17 protein-coding genes and 1 pseudogene are annotated in these 17,109 nt (G+C 43.9%); 15 read left to right on the top strand and 3 right to left on the bottom strand.

The window, feature by feature from the left end:
* Both JKM87_RS13240 and JKM87_RS13235 read left to right on the top strand, forming a co-directional pair.
* Positions 1 to 312 (top strand): annotated as a pseudogene (locus JKM87_RS13240) (hypothetical protein); the annotation flags it as partial.
* Positions 313 to 446: 134 nt separating this feature from the next.
* Positions 447 to 1,412, top strand: a complete 966-nt coding sequence (locus tag JKM87_RS13235; protein ID WP_202080840.1) for a copper amine oxidase N-terminal domain-containing protein — start codon at positions 447 to 449, stop codon at positions 1,410 to 1,412.
* Here the strand turns inward: JKM87_RS13235 and JKM87_RS13230 are convergent.
* On the bottom strand, positions 1,409 to 1,624 hold the full coding sequence (locus tag JKM87_RS13230; protein ID WP_202080839.1) for a spore germination protein: 216 nt from the start codon (positions 1,622 to 1,624) through the stop codon (positions 1,409 to 1,411). The two genes, JKM87_RS13235 and JKM87_RS13230, sit on opposite strands and share 4 nt — an antisense overlap.
* 96 nt (positions 1,625 to 1,720) lie before the next feature.
* Between JKM87_RS13230 and JKM87_RS13225 the strand changes: the two genes are divergently transcribed.
* On the top strand, positions 1,721 to 2,050 hold the full coding sequence (locus JKM87_RS13225) for a tRNA-binding protein (protein ID WP_202080838.1): 330 nt from the start codon (positions 1,721 to 1,723) through the stop codon (positions 2,048 to 2,050).
* 147 nt (positions 2,051 to 2,197) lie between these two features.
* Here the strand turns inward: JKM87_RS13225 and JKM87_RS13220 are convergent, their stop codons facing one another.
* Complete coding sequence (locus JKM87_RS13220; RefSeq protein ID WP_202080837.1) at positions 2,198 to 3,235, bottom strand: cytochrome D1 domain-containing protein; 1,038 nt, start codon at positions 3,233 to 3,235, stop codon at positions 2,198 to 2,200.
* 131 nt (positions 3,236 to 3,366) lie between these two features.
* On the opposite strand from JKM87_RS13220, the gene JKM87_RS13215 reads away from it, so the two are divergent.
* The 12 genes from JKM87_RS13215 (at position 3,367) to JKM87_RS13160 (ending at position 15,983) form a co-directional block, all read left to right on the top strand.
* Entirely contained in the window at positions 3,367 to 4,290 is a 924-nt protein-coding gene (locus JKM87_RS13215; protein WP_202080836.1) for a sulfurtransferase, read from the top strand.
* Positions 4,291 to 4,331: 41 nt separating this feature from the next.
* On the top strand, positions 4,332 to 4,592 hold the full coding sequence (locus JKM87_RS13210) for a sulfurtransferase TusA family protein (protein WP_202080835.1): 261 nt from the start codon (positions 4,332 to 4,334) through the stop codon (positions 4,590 to 4,592).
* A 145-nt stretch (positions 4,593 to 4,737) separates the two neighbouring features.
* Entirely contained in the window at positions 4,738 to 5,880 is a 1,143-nt protein-coding gene (locus JKM87_RS13205) for a YeeE/YedE family protein (RefSeq protein ID WP_202080834.1), read from the top strand.
* 236 nt (positions 5,881 to 6,116) lie between these two features.
* Positions 6,117 to 7,178 carry a F510_1955 family glycosylhydrolase gene (locus JKM87_RS13200; RefSeq protein WP_202080833.1) on the top strand — a complete coding sequence of 354 codons (1,062 nt, stop codon included), beginning with the start codon at positions 6,117 to 6,119 and terminating at the stop codon, positions 7,176 to 7,178.
* A 202-nt stretch (positions 7,179 to 7,380) separates the two neighbouring features.
* A complete protein-coding gene (locus JKM87_RS13195; RefSeq protein ID WP_236838823.1) occupies positions 7,381 to 8,979 on the top strand; it encodes an ATP-binding protein in 1,599 nt (532 codons plus the stop codon).
* Between the two features lie 16 nt (positions 8,980 to 8,995).
* Entirely contained in the window at positions 8,996 to 9,670 is a 675-nt protein-coding gene (locus JKM87_RS13190; RefSeq protein ID WP_202080832.1) for a response regulator, read from the top strand.
* A 149-nt stretch (positions 9,671 to 9,819) separates the two neighbouring features.
* Positions 9,820 to 10,872, top strand: a complete 1,053-nt coding sequence (locus JKM87_RS13185; protein WP_236838822.1) for a DctP family TRAP transporter solute-binding subunit — start codon at positions 9,820 to 9,822, stop codon at positions 10,870 to 10,872.
* A gap of 11 nt (positions 10,873 to 10,883) precedes the next feature.
* Positions 10,884 to 11,906 (top strand): TAXI family TRAP transporter solute-binding subunit, encoded by a 1,023-nt coding sequence (locus JKM87_RS13180; RefSeq protein ID WP_202080831.1) that lies wholly within the window; start codon positions 10,884 to 10,886, stop codon positions 11,904 to 11,906.
* Between the two features lie 155 nt (positions 11,907 to 12,061).
* Positions 12,062 to 14,014: a TRAP transporter permease gene (locus tag JKM87_RS13175; protein WP_202080830.1), complete on the top strand. Its 1,953-nt coding sequence runs from the start codon at positions 12,062 to 12,064 to the stop codon at positions 14,012 to 14,014.
* 36 nt (positions 14,015 to 14,050) lie between these two features.
* A complete protein-coding gene (locus JKM87_RS13170; protein WP_202080829.1) occupies positions 14,051 to 14,188 on the top strand; it encodes a hypothetical protein in 138 nt (45 codons plus the stop codon).
* A gap of 122 nt (positions 14,189 to 14,310) precedes the next feature.
* Positions 14,311 to 15,372 (top strand): tartrate dehydrogenase, encoded by a 1,062-nt coding sequence (locus JKM87_RS13165; RefSeq protein ID WP_202080828.1) that lies wholly within the window; start codon positions 14,311 to 14,313, stop codon positions 15,370 to 15,372.
* A gap of 290 nt (positions 15,373 to 15,662) precedes the next feature.
* Positions 15,663 to 15,983: a hypothetical protein gene (locus JKM87_RS13160; RefSeq protein WP_202080827.1), complete on the top strand. Its 321-nt coding sequence runs from the start codon at positions 15,663 to 15,665 to the stop codon at positions 15,981 to 15,983.
* Positions 15,984 to 16,134: 151 nt separating this feature from the next.
* Here the strand turns inward: JKM87_RS13160 and opp4C are convergent, their stop codons facing one another.
* Entirely contained in the window at positions 16,135 to 17,097 is a 963-nt protein-coding gene (gene opp4C / locus JKM87_RS13155) for an oligopeptide ABC transporter permease (RefSeq protein WP_202080826.1), read from the bottom strand.
* Positions 17,098 to 17,109 lie beyond the last annotated feature (12 nt).

Genomic DNA, 17,109 nt, shown 5'->3' with positions numbered 1-17,109 from the left:
GGGGTATTTCACATGTTAAAACTAAAAAGATTTGCTTTACTCGCAGCACTAGTAGGTGCTTTCGCATTCGCAACAGGGTGTGCTGCTGATCAAGAAGAGCCAGCAGACGCAGATGTGAACAACGAAGAAGAGGCTGACGTAAACAACGAAGAAGAAACTGACGCAAACAACGAAGAAGAAGCTGACGCAAACAGCGAAGAAGAGGCTGAAGATGCAGACGCAGACGCAGACGAAGATGCAGGTTCTGAAGAAGATGCAGACGCTGAAGATGCAGACGCTGATGCTGAAGAAGACACTGAAGAAGACGCATAATATGGTGTTGTGAGAATAAGCTAGGGTCCTCCCTAGCTTATTTTTTTTGGTAAAAGGTAAGTGTGATATGGGCTTGTTTCATGCTATATTAGGATAAGGGAGTTTTAATAAATTGAAAGGGGAGGTTAGGCTTTATGATTCAGCAGCGCGTCGTTTTGATCACAATGTTTGTCATAGCTGTACTCATGCTGTTTCCTCAACCTAGTTTAGCAGACTCACCAGTGACATCTACACCGATTTCCAATGCATACACGGACATCGATATGGTCCAGCAAGCACAGGAAACGGGTGACATAACAGCGGACATTGCAGAATATCTAGCCTCACCAGAGCCTACACTAGACGTTAAAGCCGCCGTCATTAACGCGATGTACAATACAAATATGTGGGACATTCGGGATCGTGCCAATACATACACTAAACTCATTCACGGTGCCCGAGTTGAGGAATTAACACTCGACACGTTAGAAGGCGATCAACTGTTCATCATCGGCTATCTGTTAGTTTTAGACGACTACTTTCACCCCGAAAGGGCTCAGCCGTATCTAAAAGGGGCACAGGAAGCCTACCCTGACAGTCTAACAGTGTCCATGATTGCGGCTTTAACCAAAGCTCAGGGAGAGCAGAATTGGTGTGAGGTGTGGTTACATGTAAAGGATGTTTTAGCGGACAGGACGTTAAACGATGACTTACGTGAAGAAGCTGTTCAGATCATTACAGATTATATGTTTTCATACCACCCCTATTGCCAAGACGAAGTGTCCATTATGTTGAATGACCAGGTTCAAGTATACGCTCAAGACCCTGTGATTGTGAATGGGAGAACGCTCGTCCCCATGCGTGGTATTTTTGAATCCCTACAAGCAGATGTGAAATGGGATAACGAGACTAAATCAGTCACAGCGGTGAGAGAAGACGTAAAAATTTATTTACAAATTGGAGATCATCAAGCGATGATGAACGGTCATGCTCTTGAATTAGATACGGAAGCGATCATTGTGAACCAAACGACCATGGTCCCACTCAGGTTTGTTTCTGAAGCCCTAGGCGCAGAAGTTGAATGGGACGGGGAGCATCAAATAGTGCATATTAGAGATTAGAATTGTTTTTGCCCTTGGTCCACGCCATCTGGGTCTTTGACATGGTTATGATTAACGTTGAGGGAAGGGTCGTCATCACCAATCGTAGACTGGCCTCCAACCGTTTGACTACCAGCCGTTATCCCTTTTAAGATCGAATGACCGAAATTAATAGACCCATTACTTGAAACATTATCAATATCAACGTTGGCGATTTTATTTTTAAAAAGCATATCGTTTCACCTCTCGAATGCTAAACTAGCCAATATAGGCTGATATAATATATGTCCCATACGTTTAAATCGTGATGAAAGATAGGAGGCTCAAACATGGCAGCTTTTGATGATTTTATGAAGTTAGATATTCGCGTGGGTGAAGTTGTCGAAGTGAAGGATTTTCCAGAAGCTCGTAAACCAGCTTATCAATTGTGGGTGGACTTTGGTGATGAGATTGGTATGAAACAATCCAGTGCCCAGATAACGGACCTATACGAGAGAGAAGATTTGGTCGGCAAACAAGTCATCGGCATCGTTAATTTTCCCCCAAGAAAGATTGCGCACTTCTCGTCTGAAGTCCTCGTGCTCGGTGTTTACGCAGAGAGTGGGGTTGTACTGCTCCAGCCAGACCAAAAGGTGAACAAAGGGGATAGAATTGGTTAATAATAAATTGGTTAATGATAAAAAGGTAGTCAAGCAACGATCATGTAGCTGTGACTACCTTTTTGATTGATCAATATGCTATTTAGCTTATATGCAATGCACTTCATCTCACCTAGCATGATGCTATATAAGGTGGGCAGAAAAAAGCTAACAACTACCACCTACGCCGGGCAATGCTTTAATGCGGATGCCATGGGGTTCCTCTCCCACGTCAATTGATTCCTCTAGCTCAAAAGTTTCCGTGTTCATGATATGCACCTGGTTATCGCCATTGGCAACGATATAGACACGACTTTGCTCGCGATTGAAAGCCAAATCCATTGGGCGTCCGATATCTTCCACAACATGTACGATGTCATGCGTTTCAGTGTCAATGACAGACACTGCGTCATCTTCCATGTGGGATACAAATAAGTACGGCAAAGTGTCATGTTTCACAATACCGGTCGGTCCAGCTAGCGTATCGATAGCTGTGATTTCTTCACCTGTGTCAAGGTCAAAAACCTTGACTTGATCGTCTTGTCCAAGCGTGGCGTAAAAAATATTGTTCTTCTCATCTAGGACGAGCTGCTTGGGTTCTTCACCGACTTCCCATGTGTCTACTAACTCATTATTCTCTGTATCTATAACAGAAACAGTGTTAGACACAAAATTGGTCACATAAAGTTTCTTGCCATCCTCACTCAAGTACGGGTGGTGGGTTTGGGAAGACCCTCCTACATCAATACGTGCGATTTCGGATAAGTCCTGTGTATCTAAAACATGAACCTGTGAGTCTCCTAAAGTCGTCACGTATATGGCACGTCCATCACGGGATAAAGCGATGCCATGAGGTAAAGGTCCAACCTCAACTTCTTGCTCTACGGATAACTCGCGTGTGTTCACTTTAGCCACAGTCCCATCGACTTCTTGAGTCACAAATGCGTCTCTCATCGTGGGCGTAAAGACTGAATTAATCGGTTTTTCCCCTACACCTATTTCTCCTACCACTTCACTTGAAGGAATGTCAATAATAGATACGCTATTGTCAGCTTCATTAGTAATGTAATATTGCACAGCACTTAATTGCCCTGCATCATGGCCATCCTGATCATCACCTTGCTGTTCACTCTGATCTATGGCGCAACCAGTGAGGAGCACAGTACTTAGAGTGAGCGCAATGAAGTATCCTATTCTCTTTTTCAACTTGATGCCTCCCTTTTTATCCCAAGTAATCTAATATGAATTTAAGACTTTATCGCTTTACAATAGGAATTATAGCATAGTATAATCTGTAGGAACAAACACACAACTTGCTTATATAGGAGAGGAACCACATGAGAAAACCCACATACACATTGTTAACCTTGTTCGTCGCAATGGCCTTGATCGTCTCAGCCTGTGCAGATTCAGAAACATCAAATGAAGCCGCCACAGAACGAGACTACGCTAATCCTGAGTTGCTCGTCAGCCCTGACTGGCTAGACGCTCATCAGGATGATGAGAACCTTAGAATTGTCGACATGCGTGAGGAAGGTTATGATACAGATCACATTCCCAATGCGGTTCATCTTGGATCTTGGCGTGAGCTCGTGGACGCCGATCATGAAGTTGAAGGCTATTTGGTGGGACCACAAGATTTTGAACAGATCATGTCTCAACTTGGGATTGACGGAGATACTACGGTTGTCATATATGATGAAGGGAATAGCCTAAGTGCGACACGTCTCTTTTATGCGTTAGAGTATTACGGTCATGAGGACGTAAAAATATTAAATGGTGGCTATTCCGCTTGGTTAGTCGAAGAAAAAGAAGTGACATCAGATGTACCGGAAATAGAAGATACCACGTTTGCGGTTGAGTTGAACGAGGACCTTGTTTGTGACCTAGGCCAAGTTCAAGACAAGCTAAACGAAGATCGTGACTCAGTCGTGTTTCTTGATACACGCTCAGAGGAAGAGCATACAGGTGAGAATGTTAGAGCAGAACGTGGGGGACATATCCCAGGTTCAGTCAACATTGAGTGGAACCAAAGCTTACAAGATGATGGTGTGCCTTATTTCCGAGAAGCAGCTGAGCTATATGAACTCTATGAATCTAACGGCATTACAGCTGATAAGCAAATTGTCTCATACTGTCAGACAAACGTAAGAGGGGCGCACACGTACTTTACGCTACGCTTATTAGGTTTTGAAGATCTTGTTAACTACGAGGGTTCATGGGCTGAATACGGTAACAGTGAAAGTACAGATATTGAATAAAAGCCTTAAACATTTTGAGCTATTAACAAGGAGGAACTATCATGAGTATGTCACAAGCAGAGTTAGAAGCACTACACATTGACCATGAGGTGGATGGTATGGGAGAGGTTTGTCCCCACACTTTGAATATAGCACTTGCGGCATTGAAAAAAGCGCAGTCTGGTGAGATTGTAGTTGAGTCAACAGATCACTCTATTGCCACAAAGACTGTTCCGGCAGCCGTTCAAATGAACGGGATTGCAGACGTCTTAGGGATCGTAGAGAGTAACGGAACCTACCATATCTATATGAAGAAGAAATAGGACCTTGAAGTATTCAGGTTTCCTGGGTAACGGCAATCGCTTACAATTGCAAACCGCAATCGTTTATTTAAGAGTATAAAAAAGGATACCAATGAAGTGAAAATAGGTAGAGAAAGGCAGCGTCTCTTGGTGACTGCCTTTTTCTATGGAGGTGAATGGTCTTTTGTTTACTTTAGAAGCATTAATGATCGCATGTATATTTGGCTTTATATATGGCTTTTTATTACAGAAAGCAGACTTTTGTTTTGTGGCCTCCTTCAGAGATTGGGTCAGTGTGAGAGATACCCGTGTAGGTAAAGGGATGCTCGTATTAATGGCCACGGCGGTTCTAGGTTGGGGTATCGCCTTAACCTTTGGGATGGGACAAGCAAGTGTCGCTCACATTTGGTCGCTAGATATTGGCCTAACCAATTTATTAGGAGGCTTTTTATTCGGCATAGGGATGACCATTGCGGGGAGCTGTGCTTCAGGTGCACTCTATCGCGCCGGTATGGGGTATATACAGTTCTGGATTGTCATCTTGGCTATGCTCGTCGGTAATGTGTTATTCGCATACGTCTATGATCCTTACGCCATCGACTATGTACTAGAGCCGTTAACATGGACAGACGGCATTACACTGTATGACGTTCTTCCGATCCCTTATCTACTGCTTTCCGCCCTGATCGTATCACTCATCTTAGTGCCCACTTTGCTCAGGTTCGGTTGGCATGGTTTCTGGCATGGCGTCAAAAATACGTTCCAAGATTTTAAAGATGGCAACATGCTAACGAAATCGCATTGGGATATTCGTTTCGTCGGTTTTGTGATGGGTGTAGCAGCAACAGCTCAGTTTGTTTTACTGTCTTCTATTAGCATTACAGGACCTGAAACGAGGATTGCTGGGACAATATTATCCTTTATCATAGGAGAGGAGCACATTTTAAATAACCTGTACTTCTCTACCCTGTTCGCCCAACACCCGACTGTTGGGTTAGGGCCCGAAGAGTTCCTTGTGATCTTTGTGATTGTTGGTGCTTTTGTTTCAGCGTTACTCAGTAAGTCCTTCAAGATTAGGGTTCCTCGTCTAAACCGTTTACCTTACCCTATTATTGGAGGTCTGCTGATGGGGATTGCTTCCCGTATTGCACCCGGATGTAACATTGCTAACGTCGTTGCGGGTGTTGGAGGACTATCGGTGCATAGCTTTATTGCCATGCTAGGAATGGCTTGCGGTATTTTTGTTGTAACAGCGTACGTATTCAAGATGCCGATCATGTTATTCCAAAAAGATCCGTTTAAAATGTAGATCGTTTTATGTCACGTTTAGGTTATCACACCTATGTCACAAGATATAATCGAAGTGAGCGTAACTTAAAGAGAACCCAGCAGTACGCTGGGTTTTTTTTGCTACAATGCAGTTAATGCCTTCACAAAATTTACATAATAACGGGATGAACACATGGAGGTGAACGGGTATAATGGAAGCATATACAAGCATGCTTCATTTGCGATATGTTTTATATACTGAAGGGAGGACGTACCATGAGATCCACGAAAATAATAGCATACCTAATCGTAGCACTCGGATTGTTGACACTTACCGCTTGTGCCGGTCAGGACGTTGAGCCGGAAACACAGGAGGGCGTTGAGGGCCATGAAGAGGAAGGTAGTGTCAACAACGACCAAGAAGGTCAAGACAGTGCAAACAACGACCAAGAGGGTCAAGATAGTAAAATGCCTGGTGAAGCCGTTGAGTCTTTCTCGCATATACACGGATTGAGCTTCGATCCTCTTCACCCAGAACAATTATTGTTAGCCAGCCACTATGGGCTTATTCGTATTCATACTGAAACGAATGAATGGCATGTACAAGGTGCAGAAGAATTCCACCATGATTTTATGGGATTTGCCGTAATAGATGAGAATACTTTCATTACGAGTGGGCACCCTGCCGAAGCATCTGATTTAGGAGACCCATTAGGGGTAATGAAGAGCACGAATGGTGGCCAAACATGGGAACAAATCGGATTACAGGGGGAAGTCGATTTTCATGTCTTAACGCCACATAGCAATGATACGAATGTAGTGTACGCGATTAACACTTATGGCGAGGCAGCTGGATTATATCGTTCCCATGACGCAGGCGATAGTTGGGAACAAGTAGAACCCGAAGGTTTACTTCAAGATTGGACCGCCATCTATACACTTGTAACCAACCCAAGCGATGCTGACCATATTCTAGCAGGAACAGCTCAGGGTGTATACGAATCCTTTGATGCTGGAGACACATGGGAACTTCAACCAACAGATTATACCATTGTCTCTAGTCAGGCTCTTTCAGAGGAGGGCACCTTCCTCGCCTATAGAATGATGGAAGAGGAGTCAGAAGATGAAGGCTTAGCAGTGACGACAGACTTTGGAGAGACCTGGGAACAACGCCAGTTAGAGGTACAACCGCAGGATGCTGTCGCTCACATTGCCGTACACCCCGAACATGAGCAAATCATGGCTGTAGGGACATTCCAAGAGGCGATTTATTATACTGAAGACGGGGGAGAGAACTGGACCCAGCTTGCCCAAGGGGGTTCTAAAGTCGAAGAGTAAGGCTGTTATACTGATATAAGTTCTTTAACAACCTTGCTTATATGATAAGCGTGTCACTAATGGTGGCACGTTTATTTTTATATCCAAAAATCACCATCCTTTTGGTTTCTTTTTGCCTTGTGGTACAGTAAAGGAGATCAATATTAAGCGCTTGTAAATAGGAACACACACTTTTGGGAGTGTTTACGGTGCGGAGGTTACAATGAAGATCTCAATTCGGGTGAAGATGCTCATACTGTCATTCTGTATTGTCTTAATATCTATTTTAACGAGTGGGTTAATCATGATTTATAGTATTTCTGCCGCTTTCGAGAAAGAGTTAGGTGAACGCGCCACTGCTATTGCTCGGACGGTAGCACAGCTACCCGAAGTGAGGAACCACGTCGGCCAGCCTGAAGGGGAGACGATCATCCAGCCCATTGCTGAACGCATTCGATTAGCAACGAACGTGGATTATATCGTGATTATTGATATGGACCGTATCCGTTACTCTCATCCTTCGGAAAGTTATTTAGGTACTAGATTTGAAGGAGGGGACGAAAGAGCGGCCTTATCCGAGCATGAATACAGATCCAAAGCCCATGGCCCATTAGGTTATGCCGTTCGTGCTTTTGTTCCTGTTATGGATGACGATGGGACAGAACAAGTAGGGGTCGCCGTCGTAGGGATTCTTACACCGACCTTTCAATCATTACTCATGCAATACCAAAACGATCTGCTTCTATCTCTTGTATGGGGGCTTCTAGTGGGATTGATTGGCTCTTGGGTACTGGGAGATAATATTAAAAAAGAAACGTTCAATATGGAACCCTATGAAATTGCTAGATTAGTAGAAGAACGCTCCGCCGTCATACAGGCGATGGATATGGGGATTATCGCAGTCGATAGTGAAGGCCATGTCACTTTTATGAATCAATTAGCTAAGTCTTATACAGGTTACCACGACAGGGAAGACGTTACACTGCATATCAAAACTTTATTTCCAGAATCCGACCAATCGATTGTCCAAACGCTCGGGAGGCAAGTGACGAATCGTACGTTGATGGTGCAGGGCAATGTCTATCTTTTATCAACATATCCTATTAAAGTGAAAGAGGCCTTGGTCGGCTCGCTTATTACGATGCAAGACCGAACGCAAGCGAATCGCCTCGCTGAAGAATTGACAGGCGTAAAAACGCTAGTAGACGCTTTGCGTGCTCAGAATCATGAATACATGAATAAACTACACAGTATCGCAGGCTTGATTCAACTTGAGCGTACAGAGGAAGCGTTAGATATCATCATAGAAAAAACGACGGATGAAGAAGACGTGGTCCAATTTCTAAAAAATAATATTAAGATAGATTCATTATCAGGTTTATTACTAGGGAAACGTTCACGAGCAAAGGAAATAGACGTTTATTTCGTTATAGATCAGGATAGTCATGTACAAGGCATGATACCAGGGTTTCAAACTGGTGACCTTGTCACGATTGTGGGTAACCTCATCGAGAACGCCTTTGAATCTTTTTCAAACGCTCAAGCACATAAAAAGGTAAGCTGTCTGATTCAAGGTGATGAGCGTGCGTTATTAATACAAGTGAGTGACAATGGACAAGGCATTGCAGAACAGGAGCAGCAAAATATGTTCCAGTACGGTTATAGTACGAAGCAGAAAGAAGGTAGAGGCATTGGGCTAGCGCTAGTTAAGGAGATTGTTGAAGCGCATCAAGGCCTAATTGACGTCAACTCTATCCCTCATCAGGGAACAACGATGACGATCAAAATCAAAAGTCAAGGGGAAGAACAATACAATATATAACGAAGGAGTAGGAGCTATGATACGTGTCATGATTGTTGAAGACGATCCAATGGTACTAGAAGTGAATGAAGGATTTTTGGCCCGTGTCACTGGGTTTGAGCTTGCCGTTTCAGTCACAACAGGTGCACAAGCGTTAAAGCAATTAGACATCGCGCAACCCCATCTTGTCCTACTAGATATGTACCTCCCCGATATATCCGGACTCGAAGTAATCAGGCATATCCGTCATCATCAAAAGCCATGCGATGTCATTGCTCTCACAGCTGCAAGTGACTCAGAAACGGTACAGGAGGTCTTAAGGTTAGGCGCTACAGATTATCTGGTCAAGCCTTTTCGCTATCAACGTTTTGAAGCCGCATTGGAAGAGTACAGGAAGCGTTGGAAGGCTTTTCAACATACGGATAGATTGAAACAAGAGGATATTGATCAGTGGAAACAACTCAGATCGAGACAATCCGAAGGAGACCACGCCTTACCCAAAGGATTAAGCGAAACCACGTTAAAACAAATTCTCGATACATTACTGGAGACAACCGCACCTATAACCGCCGACCAGCTGGCGATGAGTACAGGTATGGCGCGCGTGACTGTAAGACGTTATCTGGACTATCTTGCTAAGGAAGGCAAGGTTGAGGTGCATGTACAGTACGGGACCGTGGGAAGACCTAGTCACTATTACGCTATTTCATGACCAAAAAGACCAAAAAGAGCAATATGCTCTTTTTCTTGTTGCACGGGTGAAAGCGCTTTACAATAAAAGTGCATTATTGTCTAAATAATTCGAACGTGTCGATTGAGATATGTGGGAGGGTGTCCATACGTAAAATGAAAGCACACCAAATGAAAACACATGTACTAGCCGTCCGAGTGACGACACGTCTCACACTGATACTCACGCTCCTTTTGCTTTTCATAAGTGCCTGTCAAAACGTCGAGTACCCAGAGGACCATGAACAGCTAAGTCAGGATGAACGTTTGGTCATAAGGTTCTCTCATATCGTCGGCGAACAAACCCCTAAAGGGTTAGCCGCGAGACGTTTTGCTCAAGAGATTAAGGAAAAAAGCAATGGTTATATTGAGGTTCAAGTTTTTCCTAATGGCTACCTGTATAAGGACGGGGAAGAGTTAGACGCGCTTCTTAGAGGAGATATTCAAATGATTGCACCTGCCACTTCTAAATTGACAGAGCTTGTCCCAGAGTGGGAGGTCATTGATTTGCCTTTCGCTTTCCGAAGTGTCGACGAGGTGCATCAGTACTTAGAGGGCCCCATTGGGGATAGGTTGATGGACAAGCTACAACAGCAGGGACTTGAACCTTTACAAGTTTGGGATAACGGTTTCAAACATATGACCAATGACCAAGGTCCTTTACGTTCGCCTCAAGACTTTTCCGGGTTAACTTTCAGAATTATGCCCAGCCGTGTCTTAGAGGATCAGTTTGCTTATCTTGGCGCCAGTACAATGGTCCATTCATTCGATGAAGTGTTTCAAAATTTAGAACAAAATATTGTCGACGGGCAAGAAAATACGTTTTCGAACATTGTCAGTAAAGATTTACATACATTACAAACACATATGACGAACAGCCATCACGGTTATCTAGGGTATGTTGTACTTACGAATCAAGATTTTTGGAAGGGCTTAACGGAAGAAAACCGAAGGCTTATCCAAGAAACCATATCAGAAGTAACAGCATGGGAAGTGCAAAAAGCAAAAGAAATGAATGAACAAAATGATAAAGATATTGACCAGTGCCAGTGTATCGAGCGGCACACTTTAACGGAAAGAGAAAGACAAATGTGGGAAGAAGCGTTATATCCTGTCTATCAAAACTTTATAGACCGTTATGACGCTACATATATATACAGTCTTCCAAAATTCATAGAAGATTAGGGGGAATACACATGAGTTTACAATTTAACTGGAAAAAAACAGCTTTAACCACAATGGCGGCTATGTCACTATTAGTCACAGCTGCCTGTGGGAGCGATGAAGCTTCATCTGGAGAATCGGATGAACAGGCCTATCCGACAGAAGTCAAAATAGGGACCGCCTCTCAGGGAGGTACTTATTTTATTTATGGGGGAGCCTTAGGACAACTCCTTGAAAGGGAGTACGATATTAAGTCAACCGTAGAGGTGACAGGGGGGCCTGTCCATAATATGCAATTAGTCCAAGCACGGGATCAGGATATTGGATTTGTTACCTTAGGGCCTGCCTACGAAGGTTATACTGGCACGGGTTGGGCTGAAGGAAATGAGCATAAGGATGTTAGAGTGGTGTTTCCGATGTATACCACCCCTATCCACTGGTGGGCAGTATCTTCATCAGGTATAGAGAGCATTGAAGATATTAAGGGACAGCGTGTAGGGGTTGGACCTTCTGGTGGGACTTCAGGGACTTACCTACCTTTGATTCACGAAGCCCTTGAATTAGACACAAACAATGTTCAGGCTGGCGCAAGTGATATGGCTTCACAGCAAATGGACGGACAGCTCGACATTATCGGCTTTGCTGCCGGTATCCCCATCTCAGCCGTAACAGAAGTGGAAGCACAGCGGGATATCAATATCTTTGGTATTGAGGGTGAGATGAGAGATCAAGTGATTGAAGCGTATCCTTACTTCTTTGAATATACGATCCCAGCAGATACGTATGAGTCTACAGACGAGGATGTCGAAACGATCGCCATGTTTAATTTTGGGATTGTGCATAAGAACATGGATGCAGATTTCGTTTATGATCTCGTCAAATCATATCATAAGAATCAAGACTTTTTAACGCAAACGCATAAGGCAGCAGAGGAAGCGGTAGAAGAAGCCATCTTAAGAAACGAGAGTCTGCCGCTGCATCCTGGCGCGATACGTTACTATGAGGAGATCGGCATAGACTTACCTGCAGACGTTTATCCCGAAGAATGGGAGTAAGGCTGATAATTTAGATGTGATTTACGATCTATGATGTGCAATAAAGCTTTTGTATCACCAATTTTTTACTACTTTAAACTGAGATACGTGTTTCATCCTACCTACCCTTCTAACTGGAAGGGTAGGTCAATTGATTCATTAAGGGAGGTGCTGACATGAGTCAAAATCGAGATCAACAGGAACATCATGAACAAAAAAACGCAACATCTGTGGATGAGGCCATAGACCAGAATATGAAAGAGGAAAACATAGAAAGTGCTTCTATGGCACGATCGTTAAGGGGTAAAGTTCGTGTTCTATTTACTGTTATTGCCGTGTTTGGGGCATTATTTCATCTTTATATATTAAATCTTAATGCCATTGATCCTTGGATTTTCCGTAGTGCGCACTTACTGTTTGGTGTCGTCCTAGGGTTGATGCTGTTTCCTGGATGGAAGGGTGCTTCTCATCGTGTGCATCCTGTAGACTGGTTATTGATCCTTCTCAGTATAGGGATCTTCACTTATATTTTTGTGAACTTTAAAGAATTGGTGTTTAGATTTGGCGTTGTACCCACACCGATGGACGCTATAGTGGCCACATTAGGCGTTCTGTTGGTACTAGAACTCACTAGACGGACGAGTGGGTGGACGCTTCCTCTTTTAGCAGCCGCCTTTGTCATTTACGCCTTTGCGGGCCCCGGTTACAACTATGATCGTTTTGTGACGTATATTTACAGTTTAGACGGTATATTTGGTGTGACAATGGACGTGTCCTCTAAATATATTTTGCTCTTTATTATTTTTGGTGCGTTTCTGCAAATGTCGGGTGTAGGGAAGTATTTCATTGATTTTTCCTTTGCCCTAGCGGGTGGTATGCGTGGTGGCCCAGCCAAGGTCTCTGTCATTTCTAGTGGACTCATGGGGATGATGAATGGTACATCGGCAGGGAATGCCGTGGCCACTGGCTCACTGACCATCCCTTTAATGAAACGTGTCGGCTATCAGCCTCGATTTGCGGCTGCAACAGAAGCCACCGCATCTGCCGGGGGCCAGATTATGATTCCCATTATGGGTGCTGGCGCTTTCTTAATGGCTGAAATTACAGGGATGCCATACAAAGAGATTGTCATCGCTGCTACAATTCCGGCACTTCTATATTTTTTATCCGTTTATTTTATGGTTGATTTTGAAGCGTTGAAAAAAGGCATGAAAGGGATCGCACGTAAAGAACTGCCATCCTTTAAGACCATTGCCAAGCAAGCGTACTTATTTATCCCTATTGTGATTCTCATTGGTATGTTACTGATGGGCCGATCGCCTGTGATGTCAGGGACGATCAGTATCATCGCTTGTTTCGTAATCAGTTGGATACAACCGACGACAAGAATGGGGCTCAAGAAGCTGATAGAAGCACTAGAACTAGGGATGAAAAACGTCATTCAACTCTTAGCCGTGTGTGCGTGTGCAGGGATCATCGTCGGTGTCATTGCTCTGACTGGTGTAGGGTTACGGTTTAGCTCACTATTACTCAGTGTCGCTGACAACAATATATTCTTGGCCTTAGTGTTTGCAATGCTTATTTCTATTATATTGGGGATGGGCATGCCCACAACGGCTGCTTATGCAGTGGCGGCATCTGTTGTCGCACCAGGCTTAGTGAGCTTAGGAATTGAGCCGCTCATCGCTCACATGTTTGTGTTCTACTATGCTGTCATGTCTGCCATCACCCCACCTGTGGCCCTTGCAGCCTACGCTGCGGCAGGTGTGGCTGGTACTGATCCTTTTAAAACAGGTGTTCAAGCCTTCAGGTTAGGGATTGCTGCCTTTATCGTGCCGTTCATATTCTTCTATAGCCCGCAATTGCTCATGATAGGAGACACCTTAAACATATTATTGGCCGTGGTAACGGCTGCGATTGGTATATATCTGCTGTCTGCAAGTGTACAAGCATGGTTTATGGGACGTGGCGCTGGCATCGTTGTACGTCTGATCCTTGCCGCAGGCGCCATTAGCCTCATTCATGCCGATCCTTTATGGGACCTATATGCCTTCGCCTTCGTTGGTGCTGCAGCCCTAATCCAACGTTTCATCACCCGTAAAGACGTTGATCATCCTATCAGTGCGTAGCCCTAACAAGATTGAGGATCAAAATTGAAGATCTTGGTGACCCAGAACAGGGTGACGTCAATTCGACGTACCGACGTCAAAAACAAACCCGTCCAACCTGTTCTCGTTCGACGAAACAAGGCCAGCCGCTCTGAGGCTGGCCCAAACTATGTAGCTGTTAAACTGAAGCGTTAAATTGAAGCAGAAAACTTTGAGCCGTTAAACTTGAAGTAACTTAATTTGATGAGCCATCAGAACATGATGGCTAGTCAAAGTATAAAAATATCAAAGATCGAATCAGCGGGGTGAACAAACGGATGAGAAGAATTGACTTAGCGGTGGTGCCGGGAGATGGCATCGGTAAAGAAGTGGTGCCAGCCGCTGTAAAAGTTCTAGACGTATTGGCTGACGTTCATGGGGGCATCACGTTCAATTATGAGTATTTTCCATGGGGATGTGAATATTACCTAAAGCATGGGGTGATGATGCCAAATCATGGCATGTTGCAACTACAGCAAAAAGATGCTATTTTTCTGGGAGCTGTAGGTTACCCAAAATATGTCCCTGACCATGTCTCTCTTTGGGGATTGTTGATTAAAATTAGAAGAGAATGTGAGCAAGTCATCAATTTGCGTCCAGCTAAAGCGCTCAAAGGCGTTTCTTCACCCTTAAAAAACCCTCAGGATTTTGATTTTATCGTTGTACGTGAGAACAGTGAGGGAGAATACAGTGAAGTAGGCGGTCGCATCCATCAGGGCAATGATGAAATTGCAGTCCAAAATGCCGTTTTTACACGAAAAGCAACCGAACGGACGATACGCTATGCATTTGACCTAGCCCAAGACAGACGCCGTCATCTCACAAGTGCGACAAAGTCTAACGGAATCGTGCACAGTATGCCATTTTGGGATGAGGTGTTTGAAGAAGTCAGTGCCGATTATCCAGAGATCCAAGCCGAGTCACAGCACATTGACGCACTGAGTGCCTACCTTGTCACGCGTCCCGAAACACTCGATGTTGTGGTGGGGAGTAACTTATTCGGTGATGTTCTAACAGATATTGGTGGGGCCATTATGGGGAGTATTGGTATTGGTCCCGCAGCAAACATTAACCTCAATGGCCAATACCCTTCCATGTTTGAACCCGTACATGGGTCCGCTCCAGACATATATGGAAAAGGAATCGCTAACCCCATCGGCCAATTATGGACAGCCAGTATGATGCTTGACCATTTTGGTTACAACACGTTAGGAGAACTATTACTGACTACTATAGAGAACACCCTAGCCCAAGGGATCAAAACACCTGACCTCGGGGGCAAAGCCACAATGGACGATGTTGTGACCCAAGTGATAAAGGAAATCAAATCCGTACAGTAAACCAAGACTACTGTGACCCACAACTACTGTAACCCACAACACATGGGTAAAAACATCTTTAACATATCCGGGGTATCTGACAGCTAGGATGGAATGTTTGGAATAAATGTTGCATGAGGATCAGAGCAAAAAATTGAGACAGAAAGGCTTACTGCATCTTGAGCAGTAGGTCTTTTTTTAATGGGAGGAAATCATTAGAAATGGCTTGAGACTAACATAATCTTTAACAATCGGTACAGAATAAATTTAACCTTAGGTATGCCGAACATTTCAGTCAAAGGAGGGGTACAATGACAGATAAACATTTTTTTGGTTTTTTTTCAAACATGAGTGAAAGTGCGTTATTCCCTTTTATTGACGTTGATGCGGACCAAGACTTCAAAAGCAGCCATGACATTTATGAAGTCTATCTTAATGGGCATCACGTAGGGAATAAAATGCTCTTAACTCAAAACGAAGATGTGAGTGTGATTGATGATTTTCTTCATGAACGTGGGTACCACGATTACGATTCCCGTGTTGAGGGTGATCAATATATCATTACGACAGATCACACAGACAAGTTACACGAGATGCACGAGAATCTTCGTGTGTATCTCCATATGCGCTAGTACACGCTATGGAGCAAAAAGGCATGATGCTTCTTATAACATTTCCCAGCATTCAACTCATCCGCCGTTGCGATAAAAGCACTTGCAAAAATAATGTACAAAAATAAAAAAATAACGCCAAGATATGCTTGGCGTTGTGGAGAATGAAAGATTACTTTAATGTTTTTGGATCTAAAGCGTCCCGCAAGCCATCCCCAACAAAGTTTAGGCATAGTACGGTAATCAGAATCATAAGACCAGGCAATAGAGGATACCACCAAGCTTCTAGCATAATCGTGAAGTTTTGAGCCCCTTGTAACAAATTCCCCCAAGTGGCTGTAGGAGGGTTAACGCCTAATCCTAAGAAACTCAAAGTGGACTCTGCTAAGATAATACCGCCGACCTGTAGGGTAGCTGCCACGATGATGGGCCCCATAGCGTTAGGTAGGATATGAGAGAAAATGATAGCACTGCTTCTCATGCCCATTGTTCGAGCGGCCAAGACGAACTCCCTCGTTCGTAAGGTGAGGAACTCCCCACGTACAATCCTTGCTGTACCCGTCCAACCGAGTAAGGCAAACACCAGTATTAGTTTGTCAATACCAGGGTCAAAGATACTGACCAAGGTAATCAATAAAAAGATGTTAGGGAAAGAAATAATAACATCGACGAGCCTCATTAAGAATGCGTCCACTTTTCCCCCGTAATAACCGGCGAGAGCTCCGATAACGGTCCCGATGGTAATAGCCCCGAACGCAGCCGCAAAACCGACCATCAGAGAGATTCTTGCCCCATATAAGAGACGACTATAAAGGTCTCGTCCCAAGTTATCCGTTCCTAGCCAATACTCACTATGAGTTTCAGCATCCGGGTTTTGTATTTTATCCACGATATAGGGCGCCTCTAAACGATCAGTGAGTACTTGATTATTCGGATCATGAGTGGCTAACTGAGGGGCAAATATAGCCGCCAAAATAATCAGTATGAGAGTGATGAGCCCAAACACTGCCAACTTATTTTTAATAAATTTCTCATAGACGATTTTTAACAGTGTATCGGCCTTTTTTGATGATTTTTGCGTTTTTATTGGATCTGGCTCCAAGTGCTGTGCTGGTTGTAAATCTTCATTTGGCATGTTCTTTGCCCC

It is taken from the genome of Caldalkalibacillus salinus, from assembly GCF_016745835.1.
Classification (GTDB): domain Bacteria; phylum Bacillota; class Bacilli; order Caldalkalibacillales; family JCM-10596; genus Caldalkalibacillus_A; species Caldalkalibacillus_A salinus.
Note: the sequence above shows the minus strand (reverse complement) of the source record. Positions and strands in the feature narration are given on the sequence as shown.